This is a genomic window from Flavobacterium gillisiae, assembly GCF_900107635.1.
GTDB lineage: Bacteria > Bacteroidota > Bacteroidia > Flavobacteriales > Flavobacteriaceae > Flavobacterium > Flavobacterium gillisiae.
In genome coordinates, this window is sequence record NZ_FNRD01000007.1 from 45845 (window position 1) to 69185 (window position 23341).

A 23341-nucleotide genomic window follows, 5' to 3' on the forward strand; every position below is an offset into this window, starting at 1 on the left:
ACCCAAATGCAATACTTATTGAAGTCTAGGAGTGATTATACATCCTCACTATTTTACATAGCGTAAAGACATACCTAACAAAATATGGTAAAGAACGCTTGTTTAGAAGTTTTTCGTAAGTAGGTTGAACTATAAGAGCAGTTTACTATTTTGAAGAAAATAGTAGAAATATAAAGCGCGACTACCTAGTCGCGCTTTATTTATTATTATAAAAAAAAAATAATTTAGCTTAATTTAATCTTGCAATGGAGTAAAAGATTTGTTGAGTAAAAGAACCAACTCGTTTTTATCGATTGGTTTAGTAATATAATCATTCGACCCAGCCGAAATTGCTTTTTCTCTATCGCCGGTAAGCCCAAATGCAGATTGTGTTATGATGATAACATCATTGTTTAATTTTCGGATTTCTTTAATCGCTTCATAACCATTCATCTCAGGCATTTGAACATCCATTAAGATTAAATCAACATCTGAGTTTTCTTTGAATTTTTGAAGTGCTTCAAGTCCATTTTTGGCTTCAATTATTTCTTTTCCGAATTCATTTACCGACTTTGACATTAATTTTCTTGAAATGGCGTCGTCATCAGCTATTAGTATTTTTAGTTTTGAAATGAGATGAGATGCATTTTCACTTCCAATTTTTCTAATATTGCTTGTTTGTAATTTTGGTTCTTGGTTTTGTGTATTCAACGGTAATGTGAAATGAAAGGTAGTACCTATTCCTTCTTGGCTCTCAAGCCAAATTTCACCGCCCAATAAGGTGACAAAAGCTTTTGCAATGGCTAGCCCTAAACCAGCACCATGACGCGCTTGGATATTGGCGATGTCAACTTGAATAAAACGCTCAAAAATGGCTGCATGCCTGTCTAACGGAATTCCAATCCCACTATCTTTTACAAAAAATTCTACCGTTTCATTTTTAATGTTGTAACCAAATTCGATCGAACCTTTATCTGTATATTTGATTGCATTTTTTACTAAGTTTGTTAAAATCGCATACAGTTTCTCAGGGTCTGTGATTAAGTAAAGATCAGGAAATTCACTGCTTTTACATGATAGTTGTATTGATTTTTCTTCGGCATCTAATTTTAAAAGATCAAAAACGAAATCTACTTTTTCATTAATATTTACTTCCTGTAGACTAATTTCCATCATTCCAGATTCGATTTTGGAGATATCTATAATTTCCGAAATAAGGTTCAGCATACGTGCTCCACTTACTTGAATAAGTTTTATGTATTCTTGCTGTTCTTCTTTTCCTAATCCAGGCTCACTCAACAACGATGAAAATCCTAGAATTCCATTCATCGGTGTTCGAATTTCATGACTCATATTAGCTAAGAATGCTGATTTTAGTCGGTCGCTTTCTACTGCTTTTTCTTTAGTTTTCACAAGTTCGTCAACTATTTTTTTCTTTTCAGTAATATCTGATTTTACAGCTAAATAATGTGTTATTTCTCCTTCGGAATTTTTTATCGAGGAAATTGAAGCTTCTACCCAGTATAAAGAACCATCCTTTCGTTTGTCAAGAAATTCACCTCGCCATTCTTTACCAGTTGCAATGGTGTTCCATAAATTTGCGTATTCCTCATCAGTGGTATGTCCTGACATTAAAAACTTAGGGTTTTTACCAATTACTTCTTCTAATGAATAGCCTGTAGTTTCAGTAAATTTGGGGTTTACATATTCAATATTTCCTTGATTATCTGTTAATTCTATAAGAGTAGGACTTTGTTCAACTGCATGAGAAAGTTTAACTAATTTCTCTGTAATCGCTTTGCGGTACGAGATGTCTCTTGTTATAGTAAGAATGTGCGGTATATTATTTATTCCCAGTATAGCAGCAGACAAAAGGCCTTCAATAATATGGCCACTTTTCATAGTAAATTGTGTTTCAAAGTTTTCAACTTTTCCATGTTCGTTTAATATAGAAAGCATACGAGCTCGATCTTCTAGATTAGTCCAAATGTTGATGTCACTAGCTGTTTTTCCTACTATCTCGTCTCGAGAATATCCTGATGTTTGTACAAAATTTTCATTAACATCGATATACGTGCCATTTTCGATTTGACTAATGGTAACAAGATCAGGACTTGTGAGGAAGATTTGTTTGAATTTTTCTTCGCTTTCAATTAATGCACTATTTGCCCTTGTTTGCTCCGTTATATTATGAGAATTATACAATATGTATTGACATTCCCCTTGGTCATTCATAATGGGAGTAATTGTTATGTCAGAAGTATAGGTTTGGTCTGCAATATTGAGGCTTTCAGTAAAATTAAGCGATTTTCCGGTACGAGCAACTTCTTTGTATTTAGCGATTGTCATATCGTAATAATCCTCATTTAGACCAATTGTTTCATTCAATTGTTTTAAAGATTTGCCTATTACTGTTTCAATATCAAGAGTTAGCCCGAAATTTTCTAAAGTTGTCACATACGGTTTATTGATCGCATCAACAGTATATTCATTATTATTAATACTTACTAATAGTTGAAGATCAGTATGGTTGTTAAAAATAGCAGAGAGTTTTTTTTCACTTTCCATCAAAGTTTTTTCAGCTTCTTTGCGTTCCGTAATGTCCCTGACAATGTTTAAAAATTGCCCTTCGGCAATTATTTTTGTACTCAGTTCAGTAGGAATGTAACTGCCGTCTTTTTTGCGCAAGCGATATTGAGAGATAATCGTTTTCCCTTGTTGGAGTTGCTCTAGTGTAGTCGCATGATCTTTGTTTGCTAAATCTTCGCTATGAATAAATTGATACCCTTTTAATAAGAGTAGCTCTTCACGACTATAGTCTAATATTTCGCAAATCTTATTGTTAAGCTCTAGAATTTCACTTTGCTCAGTCAACACTAAAATGCCATCAACTGAATTGTTAAACAGACTTTTATACTTGTTTTCACTCTTCGTGAGTGCTTCTTCTGCTGTTTTTTTCGCAGTTATATCAGTCGATATTCCTCCCACACCATGAATAACTCCATTCGTATCGAATAGAGGGAATTTTTGCGAAATATAAAAATGGTTTCCATCAGCTTCTATATTCTCTTCTTCAATGACGATTGATTTTTTTAATTGAATAACTTCTATATCATTGTTGCGGTGTTGCTCTGCGATTACTACAGGCATAATCTCTTGGCGGTACTTTCCAATTATTTCTGTTTTGTCTAATTGAAATATTTTTGCAAATTCGTTATTTGCTAACTTAATTTTACCATCAAGATCAGACACATATATTAAAGCAGGACTATTATCAATAATATCCTCAAGAAACAATTTGTTTATGGTTAATATATGATTCAACTTTACCTCCTTCATTTTATCAAAAGCCATTTCGAAAATATAATGAAGCGTTTCGATCAAAAAAGTCATTGTATTTTTAATTTCCTCCAAAGAAAGCACTGGAAGTAGGTTTACTGCATCAAGGTATTCTTTTTCATCAAATCCATATTGTTTTGCTTCTTTTTCTAAAAAAAGGGGATTAGGTTTGTCAAAAAAGAAATATCCAGAAAACAGGTTGGCAAAATGTTCTTCATTAACTAATATTGGTACAGTTACTTCAACTAATCCATTCGGCTTCTTGTGAAAATCAAATTTTTCAACCTCCGTTAATTCTAGTTTGATATTGGTATTCCAATTGGAAGTTTCTGGATTTTTAACGTAGAAATCTTCATGTAATTTTTCCCATTGAAATTGCGACAAAACAACTCCTTCAAGATCTACAATAGCAACAGCTAACCCAGTTGTGTTTTGGAACCCTTTAAGTAGAGTATCTATTTTTTTGAAATCGATAAATTCGAGTATACTATTTCCCATAAACATAATACTTAGAGTATCTGTTAAAAATAAACATAAATACTTTATATAACGTAAAAAGTATGATTAATATCTTATTTTTAAGTGTTGGTTTTTACATATTTGATTTACAGTATAGTAACAAGTAAATACTAAAGTAGTATTGCTTTGTTGAAAGAATAATAATGCTACTATATTTATAAAATAATACTATAACTATTTATGGTATCAATTACTTTGGATTGTTACTAATAAACATTGCACATTGAAGTAGGTAGTTGCTGTTTTTCTTTTATTGATAAGGATGCAATTTACTTTTGCATTTTTTTATAGTAGATTCCTTTAATTACCTTATCCTTGTATTCTAAATTTTATAGTCGGCAGCAAATCATTTTTAAAAATAAATTTCACCGTTTGTACTAAAGAAAGAAACAGGAACAGAGTCATAAAAATGGGATTAAGATAAGTGCTCATTTTTATTTGATTTGCTACAATTAAAAATTGTCCTACATGGGCAAAAACAAACATCCCTAGGCTAGTTCCTAGTAAAGCTCCTAGGACAAATTTATTTTTAGTTTTTTTCTTGGTATCTAATTTAGCTGTTCTGAAAAGATAGATATAAATCCCCGACCAATATGGCCATTGGATAAAATTTAAACCATTCAGAAATAGGGCTAATATAAAGGGATATTGTGCCAGTTTAAAATGAGATAAACTACTGTTTTCATGGTTAGCTGTATTGTTCATGAAGTATAAGCCAATCGCTAAAAGGAATAAAATGGTAAAAAGGTCAATAAGCAATAATAAATTCTCTTGATTGACGAGCCATGCTGCTATTTTATTAACTGTTGTTAATACAAAATATTGGACTGAAATAATTCCTATAATAAATGAAATTGATGCCCAGTTTCCTTGTTCTAATAAAATTTGTAAGCTGATTACGTTGATGTATCCTAAGGGTAATGCACCAATTAAACTAATTAAAAAACCCAGCACAAGCGGATTCTTTTTGGAAAGTAAAGCAGCAATCATTTTCATGTTTTTATACTCTGGTTTCTAATACAGGTGTAGACACGCTTAGCACTGATTCCTGACAAATTAAGTCAGATTAGATCTTTTTGATCTCTTCAATAATTCTATTTTTTTTCTCCTCGCCTAAGGTAGCGCTTTTTTTGTTGGAGTCAGCGGCAAACCATTTTCCTATGAGGGCATCTATTAATTTAGATTGGGTTTCATAGGCATTACAAGTTTGACACATGGCTTTATGAGCCTGTAATTGTATCTTTTCTTTTATCGTTAAAGGAGTAAACATTTGTTTGTCGATTAACTCTGTTGTCTTTTTACAGGGTCTCAACAATATTCTCATTACTGTATTCATTTTTTTCGAATATTAAAGTTTGATTAAACCCATTTTAATTCCAGACATTTTTTTAATAGAAGTTTGGATCTATGAACAATCTGCCAATAATTAGACGCAGTAATTTCTAATTCCTGACAAATGGCTTCTGTTTTTTTTTCGCTTAAGTATTTGGATGTTACGGCTAATTTCCATTTTTGTGGTAGGTCATTCATACACTCTTCCATGACCGTATTAAAATCAGGATTGTCTAGTAATTCCTGTTCTTGATCCCAAACGGCGTTGATATCATTATTTTTCCAGCATCCATAACTATTAAAAAGTCCATCAGAAAGTTCATAACCACTATTTTCGGTCAAACTGAAGTTTTTCTTAGTGGTGCGGGCACTCAGGCGGTAATAATCAATCACTTTATTGTTGAGTATTGAAAACAACCACGTTTTAGGTTGGCTTTTGCCTTGAAAACTATCTATCTTATGAAATGCTGCCAAAAAAGTGTCTTGTACCAGATCTTCGGCAACTTCTTTGGAGGAAGTTTTAAAAAATGCCCAAGAATAGAGTTCATCACTAAATTGATTGACCCATTGCTCTAAAACGGATTTTGAATTTTCTTTAATCAAGCCCATGAATTTTGCCTTTTTTATTTTAAAAATTCAAATATACTCTTTTTTCAGACCTTAAAATCTTACTTTTTTCATAAAAAAGGAAAAGGATAGCCGTTAAATATTCGATAGCAATTAACTAATAATTAACACACTAGTCTGTTTTAAAATAGGCGTTATTGCTTAGTCTGTAATACGGAGGATATGTATCGTGTAAAAATGGTAATCAAAATAAGATTAATAAGGTCCCATAGATCTACTTTACTGCATGGAAAGTCAAAGAGGTATATCAATAACAATATTTTAAAAATTAACTGCTTTTTATAACGTCATTTCAGGAGAGCGGAATGACTTACTAGCAATTGACTATTCGGGAATATGACTGAAATTTGTGGGAGTTCTAGACTTTGCATATTCATAACCGTCTTTCCACCACTGGGTCATTTGGTCTGAATCAAAGATTAAGGGATTGTCGGTTAAGTGATCAGGTGTAAAGAAGAAGTTAATATTAATTTTTTTATTTATACCAACGAGTTTTCCAATGATGATGTCTTTTGTATTATTGGTGTTTATCATAAATTGGAAGGTTCTAAACATAAGAGTAAAAGGGTTGGTAATTACCTTTTGCGTTGTTTCGTTATTTTCACTTTCTAAAATAATAACGTCAATTTCGCAAGCTCCATTTTCAATGGCATGCAAAATGGGAATAAAACTTCCAAATCCCCCATCTGCATATTGATGATTATTCTTTGAAACCAAAGACATAAAAGGCGTGTAATTTGAAGAAGCCCAAGTCCAGTCACAAAAATCATCATAAGTACAATCACTAGAATTATAATATTCAACCGTATTCAAAGTGAGATTTGAAACCGTTACAATTACTTTTTTATTATTGATTTTAAGTAGCGCATATTCTTCTGGAGTAATACTTTTTCTAATTAGTTTTCTCAGATTATGGCTCTCTCCAAAAGTAGGGCATCCTTTTATAAAAGTTTTAAGGGAGTTGAAATGATTAATACTCGTTTCAAACCCATTGTTCGTTTTCTTGATATTGAAAGGATTTATATTGAAAATATCACGCTGTGTTACAGAAGTGTAAATTTCTTTTATTTTGTCAATTTTGCCCAAAGCGAGATGGGGGAGTAATAAACTACCTGTTGAGCTACCTACAAACAATTCATACTGTTTACCACTATCGTTAATAAGGTATTCAGCAACACCGCCTGCATAAGCTCCTTTACTACCACCGCCAGAAATTACTAGTGCTTTCATAAGTTTTTTAGAATTAGCTGTTAGGATTGAAGGCAAATCAATAATGTATTTAATTTTTAAGTGACACTTTATTAGTGATTTGCAACTTTTTTTTCTGCTGTAAATTTTTCTATTTTTCCTTAAATAAATATCCTGCTTAAGATATTAAGTAATTTTTATAGCCCCATATCTTTACGTAAATGTTCATCAATTAACCCTTTCTTTTCCCAATATGGGCTAAGAATACTCTTGACAAGAGTCCCTGTAGTAGTCATCATTTGTTTATTTTTAAAACCATCAGGATATGATTCTTCGAATTTTAGAATGCGGTACGGAAATTTATTTTCAAAATATATTTTTAATTTTCGATTCAATTTTTTGTAATCTAAGGTGTAGCAAGTGGTGTCATTTTGTTGCTTTTCTTTTGACGCTAGTACGTTTTGGAATTCCATGTTTTGATGCGTCAAGCGCAGATAGAAAAAAGAAGGTAGCATCTTTATTTCTCCAAGGGGTAATTTTTCCGGATTCATTCTGATTAGTGACCAAATTTCATCTTCAAGATGTTCTTTTGGGAGTGTTAGTTTTTGTTCCCCTTCACTTTCAAAATAAGAATGTATTTGGATGTCAAAAGCATTTCTGCTTTCTAACTGTACAAACACCTGTCCACACCATTCTTGAATGCTTGTCACTATTTTTAAGGCATGCTGATTTTCATATACAGGTAAAAAAGAACTGGTCATCATGGAGTAGGGATAAATTCCCGTTATAAAATTCTTGGTAAAGTTAAGTTTTAGAACAGAAATATCTTTTTCTGTTGGCTGATCTGCTTTGACTAATTTTGCTGTAGAAAACGGTTCGGTTACAAAAATCATAACTGCTTTTCCTTCGCGTAGTTCACCATATCTAGCTTGGGTAAGTTGGAAACTTGATAACTCAGCCTCACCGTTGAACCAATACTCTTTAAAGTCTTGTGAAATTTCCCTTTTATCAACCAGATCTCGTTTTTGAGATTTACTGCAAGCCGTAATACAGAGGGCAGCAATGGTGCATATAATTGTTATTTTGAGTTTCATCTTTTTTTAAAGTTAAAGGATTCGAAATAGATTTTCTTTTATCAATTTAGGTAGGTGTCTTGGGTTGGCTTTACAATAGTATAGGAGTTAACCTAATATCGAATATAGATTTTGCTTTTACATTCGATACTTTATTTTTATCTCTACTAAAAATTACAAGTTCAATATGTACTAAAATAAGCATTTTAAATTTAAGAAGCTATATATAAGTACTTTAGTAGACGGAGTGTTTGCGGTTTTCTGACAGAATTTCTATTTAATTCGTTTTTTTTTGTTTTATACGGCTATTTTTTTTCCTTTTGAAAAATCAAAGGGTATCGTATCCATTTTGTAAGTAGTTAATCTATTAGTGTGGATTGATTTTCAATAGTTTTAAGTATACTGTTTTCTGGAGGAAAAGTAGTTGCGTTTTTCATAAACTATAAAAGCGAACACTATAAAATATTCTAAACCGATGAGCCAGAAGTTCTCTTTGAATTCAGGATTTATATAAGCGCTATAGCTTAAAATCACTGTTAAACTCCAGATAATTGGGAATTTGTATTTTGTGAATACTCCAATAAGAATAAGATTAATTATATACCAGGGATGTACTGTAGTTGAACTTAGAAAATACAATGTTAAAACAACAAGAAAACTTTGGAACAAATCAATTGTGGTTTTATTCCTTGCAACAAAGGTTTGATATAATATGAAAATTACAATTAAGACAGGAATGATTTTACCGGTGATATGAATGATGTTGTATCCGGTAATCCAGAAACCTATTTCACGGATGATGTAATAAATACTGGCGTTGAATTCAAAATTAGTGAACCACAGGCCTATGGTTTCGCTATAATTCTGAATTAATTCATTCGAAAGAAAGGGGAGGAAGAGCAATACATTTACGCCAATCACAATAATGTAAAATAAAACAGCCTTTTTCCATCCTAATTTTTTTAAGAATAGCGGTAATAGTAATAAGGGTAATAATTTGACAGAAATAGACAATGCCAAAATTAAGGCGGCTAATTTCCATTTATTCTGTTCCAATAGATACATTGCCCAAACAAAAAAGAAGAGCATGATTCCTTCAAAATGTAAGTTCCCTGTAAGTTCTAAAATTACTAATGGATTGAGTACATACCAGAAAATACGATGCTTATCCATTCCTAAACGGACAAGTAATTGGCCACCAAAGTAGAGTGTTCCAAAATCGGCCGCAATAATAAGCAGTCGCATCCCTATTGCTGCTCCCAGTATAGATTGCGTACTAAAAAAGGCAGCAACAGCAAATAAGAATTGGTTTACAGGAGGATAGTTGGAGTAATGTCCAGCGCTCAAACTACCCATTCCGTTATACAAATCAGAAGCATTCGGAATTACAAAACTGTTTTGACTGATTAGGTCTTTTGGCAGCTGCAAATAGGGATTTATATTTTCGAGGATAAGGTTTCCGTCCCATATAAAACGAAAATAATCCTGAGATAAATTAGGTAACGCCACTATAAAAACCAATCGAAACAGTAGTGCTGCTCCAACTAAAAAAGGGATGTTATCTTTTTGCAGTTTTATAATTTTATAAAAGCAGACAAACAGAAAACTATAAGAAATCACTAAATGTAGAAAATCAGCTCGATTTAAAACGTACGCGATATAGGCATAGATAATGAGGCTTAGTATAAGAAAGCCATAGGACTTCATGTTCTTTGAAGCGTTCCAACTCATCTACTAGTTTGTATTGAATTGACAAATACGTAACTAAAACCAATGAAAAGCATTAAATGCAAGGCAATCAAGCTGTAATCATTCAATAGAAAAGCACTATACATAGCAAAAACAAAGTAAAGGATTAATAGTCCTTCAACTATGATGTTTTTTGAAATCGTATGAGAAAGATAAGTATTCTGTTTCCATTTTTCTTTAAGTCCTTCGATATTCAATTTTGGAGTGCGCACGAATTCACTTTTCTTCCCCCACAAACCTTCTAGCACTGCTATGGTGTTGTGAAATGAGAATCCCATTGCAATGGTATAAAAGGTGATAAATAAAGTAATGTATTTTAGGAAGTTCTTGAAACCTCCTCCATGAATACTCTTGTAAGTTGCCCAATAGCTAATAAAAAATAGGATGGAAGTAATAACAAAAAAGATGAGCAAGTCAAATACTTTTTCAAATTCAGGAAACTCATTCTTGATGTATAACATGGGAACACTTAAGATTGCCATTGTGAAAATTGCCAAAAACATGGTGCTATTCAATAAGTGCAGCATTCCATGCGCTTTCGTCTTGAACCCAATAGATTCTGATTGTAGTACTCGAATCGCGTTTTTGCTAAAATTTTCGGCGCCACCTTTGTTCCATCTAAATTGTTGGGAACGTGCGGCACTTATAATTGCAGGCAATTCAGCAGGGGTAACTACATTTTCGAGATATTTGAATTCCCAGTTTTTTAACTGAGCACGATAACTTAAATCCAAGTCTTCGGTAAGGGTATCACTTTCCCAGTTGCCCGCATCGAGAATGCATTGCTTTCTCCATGCTCCGGCAGTTCCATTAAAATTGATAAAATGCAATTTAGAATTCCGACCTACTTGTTCCAAAGTGAAATGGGCGTCTAAGGCAAAAGCCTGAATTTTTGTCAATATCGAATAGTTACGGTTCAGGTGTCCCCATCGGGTTTGAACCACTCCAATTTTCGGATTTTTAAAATAAGGGATCGTTTTATAGAGCCAGTCTTTTTGAGGAACAAAATCAGCATCAAAAATAACGATAAATTCTCCTTTGGCAGTAAGTAAACCTTCCTTCAGAGCACCTGCTTTAAACCCAGTTCTATTAGTGCGTTGAATGTGTTTTATGTCTAGTCCTGACTTGGCTATTTTTTGTATTAACTCTTTTGTTTCCAGCACACTATCATCAGTACTATCATCAAGAACTTGAACTTCAAGTCGGTCCTTAGGATAGTCCATTTGTGCGACGGTAGTTAATAAGCGTTCCACTACATATTTTTCATTATAGATAGGAAGCTGTATAGTTACAAAGGGTATTTCATTTGATTTTGAAAGGTCAAATTGTACAGACTTATCCGTACGTTTTTTACTTTTTAAATAATTCAGCAGTAAGTTAAAATGGGCTACGCTGTAGAAAAACAAAAGCAAAATCGAAATGCTGTATAGAATTACAATGATATATGAAAGTAGTAACATGCTATTATTTAAAGGTGTATTTGAAAATCCATCCTATTATTTTTATTCCTGCCATAACGCTTCCTTTTACAGTTCCTGATACCTTTGAAACTCCTATTCTATTTTTATAGCGAACTGGAATTTCTACGTAAGTCATTTTTTGTTTTAGAACTTTAAGTTGCATTTCGACTGTCCATCCATAGGTTTTATCTTCCATATTTAAAGCAACTAACTTTTCATATTTTATGGCTCTAAAAGGACCTAAGTCTGTAAATGTAGCATTAAAAAAGCTTTTCATTAAAGTTGTTGCCAGCCAATTTCCAAAAACTTGCTGTGGCGTCATCGAATGTTTTTCCCTTAAACGGGACACTCTGGCACCAATAACAAAATCAATATTATCATCCAGTATCGGAGCGATAAGTTGAGTCAAGTCCTGAGGATAATCAGAATAGTCTCCATCTAGAAAAACGACAATATCTGGCTTTGTTTCTAGCTGCGCAATGTATTCCAAGCCTTTCAGACAAGCATAACCATAGCCTTTTCTGTTTTCAGAAAGGACAGTTGCACCCGCATCCTTAGCTACTTGAATCGTATTGTCTGTAGAATTATTGCTGATAACAATAACTTCCGAAACGCTGGAAGGAATATCTTTAATGACATGCCCGATGGCTTTTTCTTCGTTGTAAGCAGGAATAATTACTTTTATTTTACTCATTAGAAGCTTATTTTATTGTCTTTTTTGAATTCACTTATCGAATTCCATTCTTTAATTTTGTTACCCATAGAATATTTTTCAGCTTTAACGAGTTTGTTTTTTTTGTAAAATAATGAATAACCATTTAATTGATCGTTTTTAAATTCACTTTTTTTATTGATTTCCTCATTTGATTTGTAAAAAATCCACCACTTGCATTTTTTATTAGCGGTATAGTGACCTTCTTCTTTCTTATTTCCATTTTCGAAATAATAAAACCAGTAATCTACTTTTTGATTTTGGTTTAACCAACCCTCTGATTGTAATTGTCCGTTTTTAAAGTAGCTTTTTTGATAGTTTCTTTGAGCAGAAGCTTGAAAAAAAGTAAATATAATCAATAGGTAAATTACGCTCTTCATGTTATTTTTGGTTAATTAAATCCATTAAATCAACATCGTTTCCTAATAAAATTTCGTTCGAATTGATGCGGCCAGCCGGAGTATCATTTTCTAATTTAAGTACTCCTCTAGGACATACTGCGGCACATATACCACAACCCACACAGGAAGAACGTACAATGTTTTCTCCTTTTTGAGCATAACTACGTACGTCGATTCCCATTTCGCAATAAGTAGAACAATTACCGCAAGAAATACATTGACCACCATTAGTAGTAATTCTGAATTTTGAAAACAATCTTTGTTGTAACCCTAAGATTGCGGCCATAGGACAACCAAAACGACACCATACACGATTTCCCATGATAGGATAGAAGCCCACGCCCACAACGCCACTAAAAGCGGCACCGATAGCAAAACCATACCATTCTCTTAACGAGTTACTATCAATAAAAAGAATATTTTGATTCCCTGAAAAATAATTAATAAACAAAGAGATGATAATAATCGCCACTAAGGAAAGCATAGTATAAACAGCATCGGTATCTAATTCTTTACGTTTAAATATATATAAGGTTCCTGTGAAAACGATAAGGAAAGCTACTATACCCCAAATAAATTGCTCTCTGGTTATAAAGCTTATTTCAGGATTATTAGATAGGAAAGTAAAGATAACAGCGATGGTCATTACAAATGAAAATACTAATACCGAGTGGATCATCCAACGTTCAATTTTCCACGCTGTTTCGGTTTTGTTGGATAAGTGTCTAAAGCTGTCTCCGGCAGTTTCAGCCAGACCACCACAACCACAAACCCAAGAGCAATACCAACGTTTTCCATAAAAATAAGTTAGAATAGGGGAGATAATAAATATCATCGCTATTCCAAAAAACAACATGAACATTCCTAAATTCCCTCCTTCAAACATGTTCTTTAAATGCCACTCGTTAAAGAAATAATAATTTAGCGGCCACATATTCTTCAAATCCTTTGCAAAATAGGCTTTCTCAGGATTCAATTTTTCGAGTATTTCAGGGATTAAAAAAGCAAATCCCAACTGAAAAAACATCACTGAAAGCGTACGTACTAACTGGTATTTATTATGACGGTATTTTAAAATAAACTTATAACCAAGGCCCAGAATAGCAATGGTGTATAATGTTCCATATACAAACCATTGGCTAGCCGCTTTTCCATTTAAAATATAACTTAAAGGATCAAAAAAGCCAACAATTCCAGTGCTTTTACCACCGTCTCCATTTAGTCCCAAGTATTGTGGAAACCAGTATAAAACAATATAAAAGGAAGTCAGTATAATACCCGTCATCCAAGCCCAAGTCCCTTTATTAGTAAAATCCTTATGCCACACGCCGTTGTTTTTTATTCCTTCAGGCTGGTTTAAATAGGTTCTATTAGCATAGACTACAATTCCAGTGAAAATGGAGACGATAGATCCTGCTAGCCAAATCCCTTTGTTAGGGAAGGAGACATTTAATAAGGCTAGTGTCATAATAAACAGACCTAGTAAACCAAGTGTAATGCCTAGTTTCTGGATTCCATCCATCTGCATGTTTTCATGAGAGGCGATCGATATGTTTTTAACTGATTTACTCATGTTATGTTGTTTTTACACCAACGAATTGGCTAATAAATTGCTTTTGAATTTCTTGATTATGCGATGTATATAATTCGGGATCAAAATTAGCTTCAGCTAGATGATGAATAACATAATCGACTTTTTCTTTTTTAGTTAAAACGGTATCAAAGAACTCATGGCGCATGCGTATCCCGAAAGTATTTATGCCTAAAAAAGTGCGGTCCTTTTTATCAAATGAGATTCGGATTGCTTTTTTGCCCGACTTATGTTCCCAGTAAAACTGTTCCTCATCGGCTTTGGCTGTAGCCCAAACCCATCCGTAGGTTTGATATTCAATGTCTAAAAACTTGGCCGAATTGAACCAATGTCCGGGTTTGTATGCGGTAGGCATTCCAGTTAATGTTTGTGCTAATACTTCTCCCATCATACGACCAGTATACCAAACAGCTTCTATTGGTCTTCGTAAATCAATGGCTTCATGCTGTTCAGCACAGTCTCCAATGGCATAAATATCCTTAATATTGGTTTCTAAGTAACGGTTCACCTTGATTCCTTTTCCTAGTTCTATTCCGGAGTCTTTTAAGAAATCAATATTTGGAGAAACACCAGCAGTCAAGCCAACGATTTCACATTCAATAGTCTCTCCTTTATCGGTAACGACTGCTCTGGCATGACCTTTTTCATCTGAAAGTATTTCAACCAAATTAGTGTCTAATCGCAGATCGATATGGTGTTCTTGTATGTGGCGATTGATCATTTGGCTTTCGCCGAAAGGCAAAACACCACTCCAGAAGCTTTGTTCACGAACCAGAAAAGTAACTGGGATATTACGAGAACGAAGCATTTCGGCGAGTTCGATACCAATTAAACCACCACCTACTATTACAGCACGCTTTGTTTTAGGCGCCCAATTCTCTAAAGCTTCTAAATCCTGTTTGTGATAAAGTCCGGTAACACCTTCTAAGTCTTGCCCAGGCCATCCGTATTTATTAGGTTTTGATCCTGTCGCGAGCACTAATTTGTCATAGGCTATCTTTTCATTGTTTGATAAGATAATTTCTTTTGAAGTAGGAATTACTGCTGTAACCAATCCTTGAACCAGATCAATCTTGTTTTTTTTCCAAAAGTCATTTTCATAGGGCTGCATGTGCTCAAACTTCATATGTCCCATGAACACGTACATCAAAGCGGTACGAGAAAAGAAAAATTCATTTTCAGAAGAGACAATAGTAATTTTTGAATCTGATTTTTTTCGAATGTGACGCGCTAGAGTAACTCCCGCAATTCCGTTACCTATGATGACAATATGTTCCATATAAAATGAATTTGTTCGTTATGTTTTCAATAAAAAAAGACGACATTGACCTTTAAAGTTAGACATTTAAAATCAAAAGACTCTATTTTGTTTTAAAGTCAGCTCCAGGTGTAAAATAGTCAGTATCTGCTTTAACAAATTTTATGTCAGTTAGCGTTGCATGTCCTATTTCCTCAGTAAGTCCTTTTCCATCTTCCCATCCCCAGAAAACCCATTTTGTAGCGATAGGAATACCATCAACTGTTTTGTATTCTAAATATTGAATTGCATGTGGATTCTTTTCGGCTGCTTCTTTACCTCCATTTATACTAACAATGTAAGCTGCTTTTTCAAGTAAATTTGTTTTTTTATCAGCATAAACTACGTACCAATCATCTGGTGCTTCGCCTGTTCCTGATTTAAAAGTTAACTTTTCAGTTAGGTAATTTTCATTATCTTTTTCTTTATTATCATACGCATTCCATACCGTTCCTGGATCGGATAATTTATAAGGGAAGAGGAAAAAATATTCCCAGGTGAAAGCATCAAATCGAACAGACTCCTCACTTGGAATTGTAGAAGAATAGAATACTTTATCTTTATTAAAAATAATTTTAGCCCCATTTTTATATTCAATAACTCCTTTTGTTGAGTTGGTAAGAATCGTAATTTTGGCATCTATTCTTTCTTTACCACCAAATTCTAATTTTAGATCAAACTGCACTGCTTCTTTAGCTAAAAATTCTTGTTTATGGTGTGCTTTTTCAACTTTATCCGTAAATTTTAAGTTTTCTTCATTCGATTTACATCCTACCGTTGTAAGAATGATTGCTGTTAAAGCAAGGGCAATTTTTTTCATTATGAATTGTTTAATTATTGTATTTATTGTTTGTTATGATTAGGCTATCCACTTTAGTCTCACGAGACATTATCCGTTATTAGATGTTTTGCTTCCATGTATCTTTATAAATGGTAACTACTCATAATAACTCTCTATTGATTTAAATATTTGTCCTAAGCCCTTGAGGAAATAGGGTTGTATTGTGCGAACGATCGTGAAAGTATTAAAACTGGTTGCGCTTAATTGATTTGATTATTTTAAAATATAGCTCTTAATCCTAAATTAAATGATTGCCCTAAACCGCTGTCGTTGCCTCTAATAAATTTGCTGTACAATGTCTCAACATTTAAGCTTTTTGATAGTTGATATTTTGCACCTAAACCTAAAGCAGTATAATTTTGTGAAAATTTATTGTCAATTTCGATAAGCTGAGCATGTTGTGCAAAAACTAAAGTTGTAAATTTTGAACTTGGAAAATAACTAAGAAATATACCTGGTGCTAACTCCACGCTAGAATTGGCATAACCGCCATTTGGGTTAATCGTTCCATCTGAGTTTTTATTTTTTTCGCCAAAAAATAATCGAGTTCCTAATTCTGAAAACAATTGAAATTTGGAACCAGGAAAACTATAATCATAAAAAAAACGATTTTGCCAGATATAGCTATTGTTTGCTAAATATCCATTTTGATCACTTTCTTTGCTAAATAACGGAATAAATATAGAACTTTGCATAGAAAAATTGGGTAATGAACTAAAAGGTGCAATCTTAACTGAAGGTGCAATATGTGATAGTCCTGTTCTTGATTTCCCAATTTCGTTATTAAACGATAAAGGACTTGTAGCACTTTGATTCCCGAATGTATTAGAGCGATATTCTATAATAAATCCAGCATTAAATTTTTTACTCTCTGAAACACCAGTAAAAACCTCTAATGAGGTGGTGAAAAAGTTGGAGCGAGGCACGTCTATCGTAGTACCGTTTACGTCAGCTTTAGTTTGTGTGTAGAGGTTGTTGAACCATTTAACATCCCACTTTCCATTTTCTAAAAGTTTTGAAGGTGTATAGTTTTGAATATTAGAGGTCTCGTTTTGTTCTTCACCTTGTGCATGGGTTACTGTAAAAGCAAGAATGAATAATAAGTAAAATAGAGGTTTTAACATTTTTTAAATTTATTAATGAGACGGACGGTTTCAGTATTCCTGACAAATATTTTTAATTTTTTTTAAAAAGTTTAATGCTACATTAGCATTCAAAATATTTATAGATACAATATGAGGTTTATTATTCTTTTTATACTTTTTTCGGTTACAATTTTTTCGCAAGAAAAAAAGGTGTCCGAAATCGTAATTAGTAATACTAAAAAAATGAATTCCGACTTTATTTTGAAAATTATCGAAACGAAAGTAGGAAGTTCTCTTGATAGCTTGAAGGTAGAACGAGATATTGTTATCCTAACTCGATTAAATGGTGTTTCAAAAGTTGAATATCAAATTGATCTTTTGACCAATTCAGATTACAAACTAACTCTAAATTTTACAGAAAGTTATACAATTATACCGTTGTTAAATATTTGGACGACAGATGGATTTGGCTCCTATAGACTTGGGTTGTATGAGTATAATTTTCTTGGGAGAAATACGGTCTTAGGAGGATATTATCAGTATAACGAATTCAACTCTTATGGGATAAATTTTTCTTCACCTAGTTTATTTTCTGCCAATGTTGGAGCGGAAGCCAATTTTCAAAAATGGAATAGTAAAGAGCCTATTTATTTAAACAACAACAAAGCAAATTATCAGTATACTAATACTTCGCTTGAGATTTTAGGAATATATAAGTTTGATTTTCAAAATCTTATAAAGTTTGGAACTACTTTTTTTAATGAAAAATATAATTATATTGATGGAGCAACTGCTACAGATATTCCTCAGAATTTAGATGTAAACAAGCAATTGTATAAATTGCAATATACTTTTGATAATTTGAAATATGATTATTTCAAAATCGATGGACTCAAAAGCAATTTATATCTTCAATATGTAGTTTCCCAAAACAATTTTCAAGATAAATTTGTAATTGGCTGGAATGATTTAATGTATTATAAATTAGTTGGCGCAAACGGGAATTGGGCTTCAAGACTACGACTAGGTTTAGCATCTAATAGTAAGAGCCCATTTGCTCCTTTTGCGGTTGATAATAATATAAATCTAAGAGGAGTAGGAAATATCATTGATAGGGGAACAGGAACATTAGTTTTAAATTCAGAGTACCGACATACATTATTCGAAAAAAATAAATTGGCTATTCAAAGCAATTTATTCGTAGATGCAGGAACTTGGCGAAGCCCAGGAGGAAATTTAGATGATTTATTTAGTTCAAATAACATAAAGGTGTATCCTGGTTTTGGTATTCGATTTATCCACAAAAAAATTTATAATGCTATCTTCAGAATTGATTATGGTTATGGCATTACTAAAAATGCTAACAATGGAATTGTATTTGGAATTGGCCAATATTTTTAAGAGGGTTACTGAACATGTTTTTTATAATAATTCAACATACTTTCCGCAGAATGTCCTAGTATTCGTTTTAGATGAATAATACTAAAATGGTATTGTAGACGCCAAACTCCATTCTGTTGATACCTTCTGGCGGAAGTAATTACATAATCAGGAATCACGACAAATTGTTTTTTGGCGTAAAGCCTTGAAATAATTTCATTATCCTCATAAATGATAAACTGCTCATCAAAACCGTTTATTTCTTCAAATAATTTTTTGGTTACAAATAACGATTGATCTCCACCGCGGCAGGAAATATGATTGAATCGAGTGAACCATTGCGAAACTATTAAAACGGGATGTCTGTAATCAAATTTCATTCTGAAACAGCCACCGAGACTTCCTTTTTGAGCTTGTTTTAAAACAAGTAAATCAAAATTATTAGGAGGATAACTATCACAATGCAAAAAGTACAAAATTGCTCCAGAAGCGACTCTCGCTCCAGCATTCAGTTGTATTGCCCTTCCTTTTTCTGACGAAATTAAAATGGTATTAGAATGTTTCAAAACTTCCTTTTGCGAACCGTCTATACTGCCGCCATCCACTATAATTATTTCGTAGTCTATTGTTTTGGAAATCGAATCTTCTATATGCAACAGAAGTCGAGCAATAGCATCGACTTCATTAAAAATTGGGATTATTATCGAAATTTTATTCATTCAAACTCCAATTGTAATCTTTGTAATTTACTTTTGCTTTACTACTAATTTTGACTGTGCTATATTGATTTAAAAAATCAATAACAGAACCTTTACTCTTAAAATCACCGGCAAACCAATCAAATATTTTTGAAATTTCAATTTTATTTGCTGTTATTGTATTCTTAGTTTTATCATTAATAAAACTTTTTGATACAGCGGCTAATTGCTGGTCTAATTTTGCTGCAGTATATGCCTCATTAAGTAAATTAGGACAAGAAAATGAAGCGCAATTGATGGCAAAATGGATTCTTGGTTCGTCCATTTTACGAAGTATTTCATGTTCTATTTCTTCTAAACTGTATTTTTTGTTTCCTAAGGAAAAGAATTTTTTACCCCAAGGATCATTAATGTCCTTTATGCTTTTAGTTGGATAATTGTCTAAAATTAATTTTACGGTATAGGCATTGTATGCATTGATCCAATAGGCTAGTGTGGCGTTTTTAGACCATGTTTTTGTAGGGACATTTCCGGATAACTCATTAAGATACGCCTGTAATTCTTTGCTGTCTTTTTGAAATCCCTTGTAATTTACATTTCCGTTTTTAGAAACATTTTTCTGTAGTAATGTATTCCACTTAGCATGATTCATAGTCTGCGCATCTGCTGTAGTAGTAGTTTGATATGCTGCAGTTGGAATTTCATTATTGTCTTTATTTTTTCCACAAGAAAGAAGTGGCAATAGAAGTAGTGTTAAAAAATATGTTTTCATCGTTGTTATTTTTAAATTATACAAGTATAGACAGTGATAAAAGTCGTTCCTGACAAAAAAGGTGATTATTTCTTTAAAGGATACATTTCTTGTTCAATAAAATCTTTAGGGAACTCGTTTTCATCGTCAAAACCAAGTTCGATATCTCTTCCATCACTAGGTATGTAGTTGGTTTTAAAGATATAATCCCATAAACTTAATGAAATTCCAAAGTTGACTCCATATTTATTAGGTATTTCTTTACTGTGGTGCCAAATGTGCATTTTGGGGTTATTCAAGATGTATTTTAGAAAACCGTAGTCCCAACCTATATTAGCATGGTTTAAATGGCCTATCGCAATCGAGATGAAATGTACAATAAAGACATCCTCAAGGTTTACACCTCCCACAAGAATAATAGGAATGTACAGTATGGATTTGTAAACCAATGGTTCCATCCAATTGTATCTAAAATGGGCAGCAAAACCCATTTCTTTTACGCTGTGGTGAGTTTTATGAATTTTCCATAAAAAAGGAATTGTATGCAGTAAACGATGCACGTTCCATTGCAGGAAATCGCTAATGAGGAAGAATACAAATAAAGCTAATGGTTTAGAGAGCTCAGATATAGAAAACAGCTGAATAGACATTAATTCGAGTCCAAATAAATGGAGTACGTCATTAAGGAACTGTTCCATTACATTAGATAATGCAATAAGCAGAATTAAATTGAGTAAGAAAAAATTGAAAAATAGGTAGAATAAATCCAACCAGAAATCTTTACGAAAAATGGCTTGTTGTTTTCTCCAAGGGAAAATAAGTTCAAGGATCCATACGACCAAAGAAATGGCAATTAATCCGTAAAAGTAGTTGTCCCAGTTCCAGTATAAAATTTCGTTCTTTAGGTAATTAAAATAACCGCTGTAGGAATTCAGTAGTATGTCAATGTATTTTTCCATTTTTTTGCAATGCGTATTTCAAGGTTTAACGATATTTTTTATCTCTTTTATTTATGAAGTGATGTTTAAAGTAGCTATGTCATAGGAGCTTCGTTCTAAATCTTCAAATGTGTCTATATCATTCAAAGTATCTAAAAGGCCTACTTTTTTATTCTCCAAATCTCTCATGGTCGCTTTAAAAACACTAGCTGTTCCCCAGTCTTTATTCTGGAAGATAGCGTGGTTGTCTTTTTTTAATCCTAATAAATAATAACCGCCATCTTCTGCAGGGCCAATTACTACTTCATGATTTAAAAGTTCTTTAAAAGCAGTTTCAATAATAATCGCTTTTAAGTCAAATAGGTCACTACCTACAATAATACATTTTTGGTACCCCATTTCAAAAAGGGTTTTAAATGCATCGTGCATCCGCTGCCCTAAATCACCATTAGATTGTAGCTTTTTTTGATAAAACGCACCAGACCAAATGTCAACTTCTACAATTTCGGAGTCATAAAATACAAATTTATCGCAGTCGATAGCCTGAGTTTCATTCCTCGTGTGTAGTAGTAAATCATTGTAAACGGTCAAAGCCTTTTCGTTACCAATAGTTTTTGCTAGTCTAGTTTTTACTTTTCCTAATTCAGGATTACGAGTGAAAATGAGTAGAGCATTAGTCTTCATAAACCTTAATTCCTTTGGTTAAATAAACACTCCATGCTTTATTATAAGCGTGTACGCTGTCTGTTACTTTATTTTGATTGTTCACTACTTTCCCGCCATTATTCTTATATTCAAATATTCCTCCGTACAAATTGTAGACATTTTTGTACCCTAATTTTTGTAATTTCTCACCTATTTGCTCACTTCGCACACCAATGGAGCAATAGACAATTATTGTGGCGTCTTTGTCTTTGACTTTTGAAGTAACATTGTTAGATACAAAATGATCGAAGCCTACGGGAATAGCTCCTTGAATGTGACTTACTTTGTATTCTTTTGGTTCTCTGGCATCCAAGAAAACTAGATTCGTTTTCTCTTTCAATTCATTGACTTTAATATAGGGAACAGTTTCTTTATTCAGTTTTTTCAAAACCTGCGGAATGCTATTCTGTGCAGAAAGCATTATTGAAAAAAAGAAACTAATAAAATAGATATAGAGGCGCATAGTAATTTTTTATAAAGGTATTTAATTTATTAGACGTCTAAAAACTTATTTACTGACAGTGTGAATTTAAAATGCGATAGAATATAAATAGAGCGCTAAGGTGATGCCATTTAAAATCTGCCAATTCCTTATTTTTGAGTTAGCATATCGGTTGATAAAGCTAAAATTGCCAGAGTGTATAATTTTTAAGACGATATTAAAGACTTTCACGATAGAATGCAATTGTGTTGAAATTATTATAAATATTAGGGAGTAATTTATATAATCTATTGCAGACCAATATAGAGAATAGCAAACTTGGTTATTTTAATAAGGTATTTACCTCTAAAATTTTATAGCGAATCTTTATAAATGCAATTTATTTATTCGTAAATTAGCAATGGCTATTGCCAAAATTATTAACTAATAGATACTACTATGAAAAACTTAGGCCTTTTTTGTTTGCTGTTAACTTGTATTGGACTCGAAAGTTGTAAAAATAATCAAAGTGAAAAACTCATTAAAGCTAAGGAAGCTGTAGAGATAGTAAGCGTAGAGTGCTATAAAGCGATTTATGAAGAAGATACGCTTGATTTGAAAATCAATACTTTCAAAAATGGAGAAATAACAGGTGATATGGATATGGCAATTGCTAATATGCCGAAGAAGGTTGGTGAAATCGCCGGAGAATTTCGTGGCGATACATTATTTGCCAGCTATACCTTTACCCAAGGTGGGTATACGGAGAAAACGTATAAGAATCCAATGGCATTTCTAAAGCGTGGTGACGAACTCATTTTAGGAAATGGGCAAATCCAAATCACGTTGGGAGCTTCTCATTTTGTTAAAGGTGAGCCGATCGATTTTGATAAAGTAAAATATAAATTTACCGCTGTTGACTGCGTTGATAAATAATCACTAGAAAAGGGGAGAGCAATCTTCCCTTTTTTTATTTATTATGCAGATTAACTCTAGCGGAGGTATTCGATAAAAACTCAAAAATTGACTTTACCATATAATTTCATCTGTGTTTTATAGTTAAGGACGATGTAAATGGCAAAAGAAAATGCCATCTCAATAAGGATGTACTGAGACCTATCTAAAAGCAGAGAAACTGCAGTAATCAAAAGTACGATTATGGTGTTTATTATTCTGTATTTACCGTTTTCAGGAGTATTAATGGCATATGCTGTTTGTTTTCCAATATATAGAAGCAGCATTCTTGATACTTCGC

The 23341-nt window shown here is 32.8% G+C and carries 22 protein-coding genes; 2 read left to right on the plus strand and 20 right to left on the minus strand.

All coding sequences use genetic code 11. The annotated features are described in order from the left end of the window. Positions 1–234 precede the first annotated feature (234 nt). From BLV35_RS10685 to BLV35_RS10750, 14 genes are all read right to left on the minus strand, one after another. Entirely contained in the window at positions 235–3816 is a 3582-nt protein-coding gene (locus BLV35_RS10685; RefSeq protein WP_176980605.1) for a PAS domain S-box protein, read from the minus strand. A 330-nt stretch (positions 3817–4146) separates the two neighbouring features. Next, entirely contained in the window at positions 4147–4833 is a 687-nt protein-coding gene (locus BLV35_RS10690; RefSeq protein ID WP_091089425.1) for a hypothetical protein, read from the minus strand. A gap of 70 nt (positions 4834–4903) precedes the next feature. Beyond that, the gene (locus BLV35_RS10695; protein WP_091089428.1) at positions 4904–5173 is read right to left on the minus strand and encodes a hypothetical protein; all 270 of its coding nucleotides are present in this window, start codon (positions 5171–5173) and stop codon (positions 4904–4906) included. 23 nt (positions 5174–5196) lie between these two features. Continuing rightward, positions 5197–5778 carry a sigma-70 family RNA polymerase sigma factor gene (locus BLV35_RS10700; protein WP_091089434.1) on the minus strand — a complete coding sequence of 194 codons (582 nt, stop codon included), beginning with the start codon at positions 5776–5778 and terminating at the stop codon, positions 5197–5199. A gap of 342 nt (positions 5779–6120) precedes the next feature. Further along, positions 6121–7026, minus strand: a complete 906-nt coding sequence (locus tag BLV35_RS10705; protein WP_091089437.1) for a patatin-like phospholipase family protein — start codon at positions 7024–7026, stop codon at positions 6121–6123. Between the two features lie 155 nt (positions 7027–7181). Continuing rightward, positions 7182–8078: a septum formation inhibitor Maf gene (locus BLV35_RS10710; RefSeq protein WP_091089441.1), complete on the minus strand. Its 897-nt coding sequence runs from the start codon at positions 8076–8078 to the stop codon at positions 7182–7184. 372 nt (positions 8079–8450) lie between these two features. Continuing rightward, a complete protein-coding gene (locus BLV35_RS10715) occupies positions 8451–9788 on the minus strand; it encodes an MptA/MptB family glycosyltransferase (protein ID WP_091089444.1) in 1338 nt (445 codons plus the stop codon). Then, on the minus strand, positions 9785–11266 hold the full coding sequence (locus BLV35_RS10720; protein WP_091089448.1) for a cellulose synthase family protein: 1482 nt from the start codon (positions 11264–11266) through the stop codon (positions 9785–9787). The genes BLV35_RS10715 and BLV35_RS10720 overlap by 4 nt, the downstream gene beginning before the upstream one ends. Positions 11267–11270: 4 nt before the next feature. Next, entirely contained in the window at positions 11271–11960 is a 690-nt protein-coding gene (locus tag BLV35_RS10725) for a glycosyltransferase family 2 protein (RefSeq protein ID WP_091089451.1), read from the minus strand. Continuing rightward, on the minus strand, positions 11960–12358 hold the full coding sequence (locus BLV35_RS10730; RefSeq protein ID WP_091089455.1) for a toxin-antitoxin system YwqK family antitoxin: 399 nt from the start codon (positions 12356–12358) through the stop codon (positions 11960–11962). Before BLV35_RS10730 ends, BLV35_RS10725 begins: the two co-directional genes overlap by 1 nt. A 1-nt stretch (position 12359) precedes the next feature. Then, the gene (locus BLV35_RS10735; RefSeq protein ID WP_091089458.1) at positions 12360–13952 is read right to left on the minus strand and encodes a 4Fe-4S binding protein; all 1593 of its coding nucleotides are present in this window, start codon (positions 13950–13952) and stop codon (positions 12360–12362) included. Between the two features lies 1 nt (position 13953). Then, positions 13954–15249: an NAD(P)/FAD-dependent oxidoreductase gene (locus tag BLV35_RS10740; RefSeq protein WP_091089463.1), complete on the minus strand. Its 1296-nt coding sequence runs from the start codon at positions 15247–15249 to the stop codon at positions 13954–13956. A gap of 82 nt (positions 15250–15331) precedes the next feature. Continuing rightward, positions 15332–16087, minus strand: a complete 756-nt coding sequence (locus BLV35_RS10745) for a DUF6503 family protein (protein ID WP_091089466.1) — start codon at positions 16085–16087, stop codon at positions 15332–15334. Positions 16088–16326: 239 nt separating this feature from the next. Further along, positions 16327–17232 carry a hypothetical protein gene (locus BLV35_RS10750; protein ID WP_091089470.1) on the minus strand — a complete coding sequence of 302 codons (906 nt, stop codon included), beginning with the start codon at positions 17230–17232 and terminating at the stop codon, positions 16327–16329. A gap of 204 nt (positions 17233–17436) precedes the next feature. Between BLV35_RS10750 and BLV35_RS10755 the strand changes: the two genes are divergently transcribed. Then, complete coding sequence (locus BLV35_RS10755; protein ID WP_245712048.1) at positions 17437–18594, plus strand: BamA/TamA family outer membrane protein; 1158 nt, start codon at positions 17437–17439, stop codon at positions 18592–18594. 5 nt (positions 18595–18599) lie between these two features. On the opposite strand, the gene BLV35_RS10760 is transcribed toward BLV35_RS10755, so the two are convergent. From BLV35_RS10760 to BLV35_RS10780, 5 genes are all read right to left on the minus strand, one after another. Continuing rightward, positions 18600–19292: a TIGR04283 family arsenosugar biosynthesis glycosyltransferase gene (locus BLV35_RS10760; RefSeq protein WP_091089476.1), complete on the minus strand. Its 693-nt coding sequence runs from the start codon at positions 19290–19292 to the stop codon at positions 18600–18602. After that, positions 19285–20043, minus strand: coding sequence for a DUF547 domain-containing protein (locus BLV35_RS10765; RefSeq protein WP_091089480.1), 759 nt, complete (start codon positions 20041–20043; stop codon positions 19285–19287). The genes BLV35_RS10760 and BLV35_RS10765 overlap by 8 nt, the downstream gene beginning before the upstream one ends. A gap of 65 nt (positions 20044–20108) precedes the next feature. Continuing rightward, on the minus strand, positions 20109–20981 hold the full coding sequence (locus BLV35_RS10770; RefSeq protein ID WP_091089483.1) for a sterol desaturase family protein: 873 nt from the start codon (positions 20979–20981) through the stop codon (positions 20109–20111). Between the two features lie 51 nt (positions 20982–21032). Continuing rightward, the gene (locus BLV35_RS10775) at positions 21033–21644 is read right to left on the minus strand and encodes a TIGR04282 family arsenosugar biosynthesis glycosyltransferase (protein WP_091089487.1); all 612 of its coding nucleotides are present in this window, start codon (positions 21642–21644) and stop codon (positions 21033–21035) included. Beyond that, positions 21634–22086, minus strand: coding sequence for a rhodanese-like domain-containing protein (locus tag BLV35_RS10780; protein ID WP_317040171.1), 453 nt, complete (start codon positions 22084–22086; stop codon positions 21634–21636). Before BLV35_RS10780 ends, BLV35_RS10775 begins: the two co-directional genes overlap by 11 nt. Positions 22087–22545: 459 nt before the next feature. Here BLV35_RS10780 and BLV35_RS10785 point away from each other — a divergent pair, with 459 nt between their 5' ends. Beyond that, positions 22546–23022, plus strand: coding sequence for a hypothetical protein (locus BLV35_RS10785; RefSeq protein ID WP_091089494.1), 477 nt, complete (start codon positions 22546–22548; stop codon positions 23020–23022). Positions 23023–23102: 80 nt separating this feature from the next. Here BLV35_RS10785 and BLV35_RS10790 read toward each other — a convergent pair whose 3' ends face one another. Then, complete coding sequence (locus tag BLV35_RS10790) at positions 23103–23327, minus strand: hypothetical protein (protein ID WP_091089497.1); 225 nt, start codon at positions 23325–23327, stop codon at positions 23103–23105. Positions 23328–23341 lie beyond the last annotated feature (14 nt).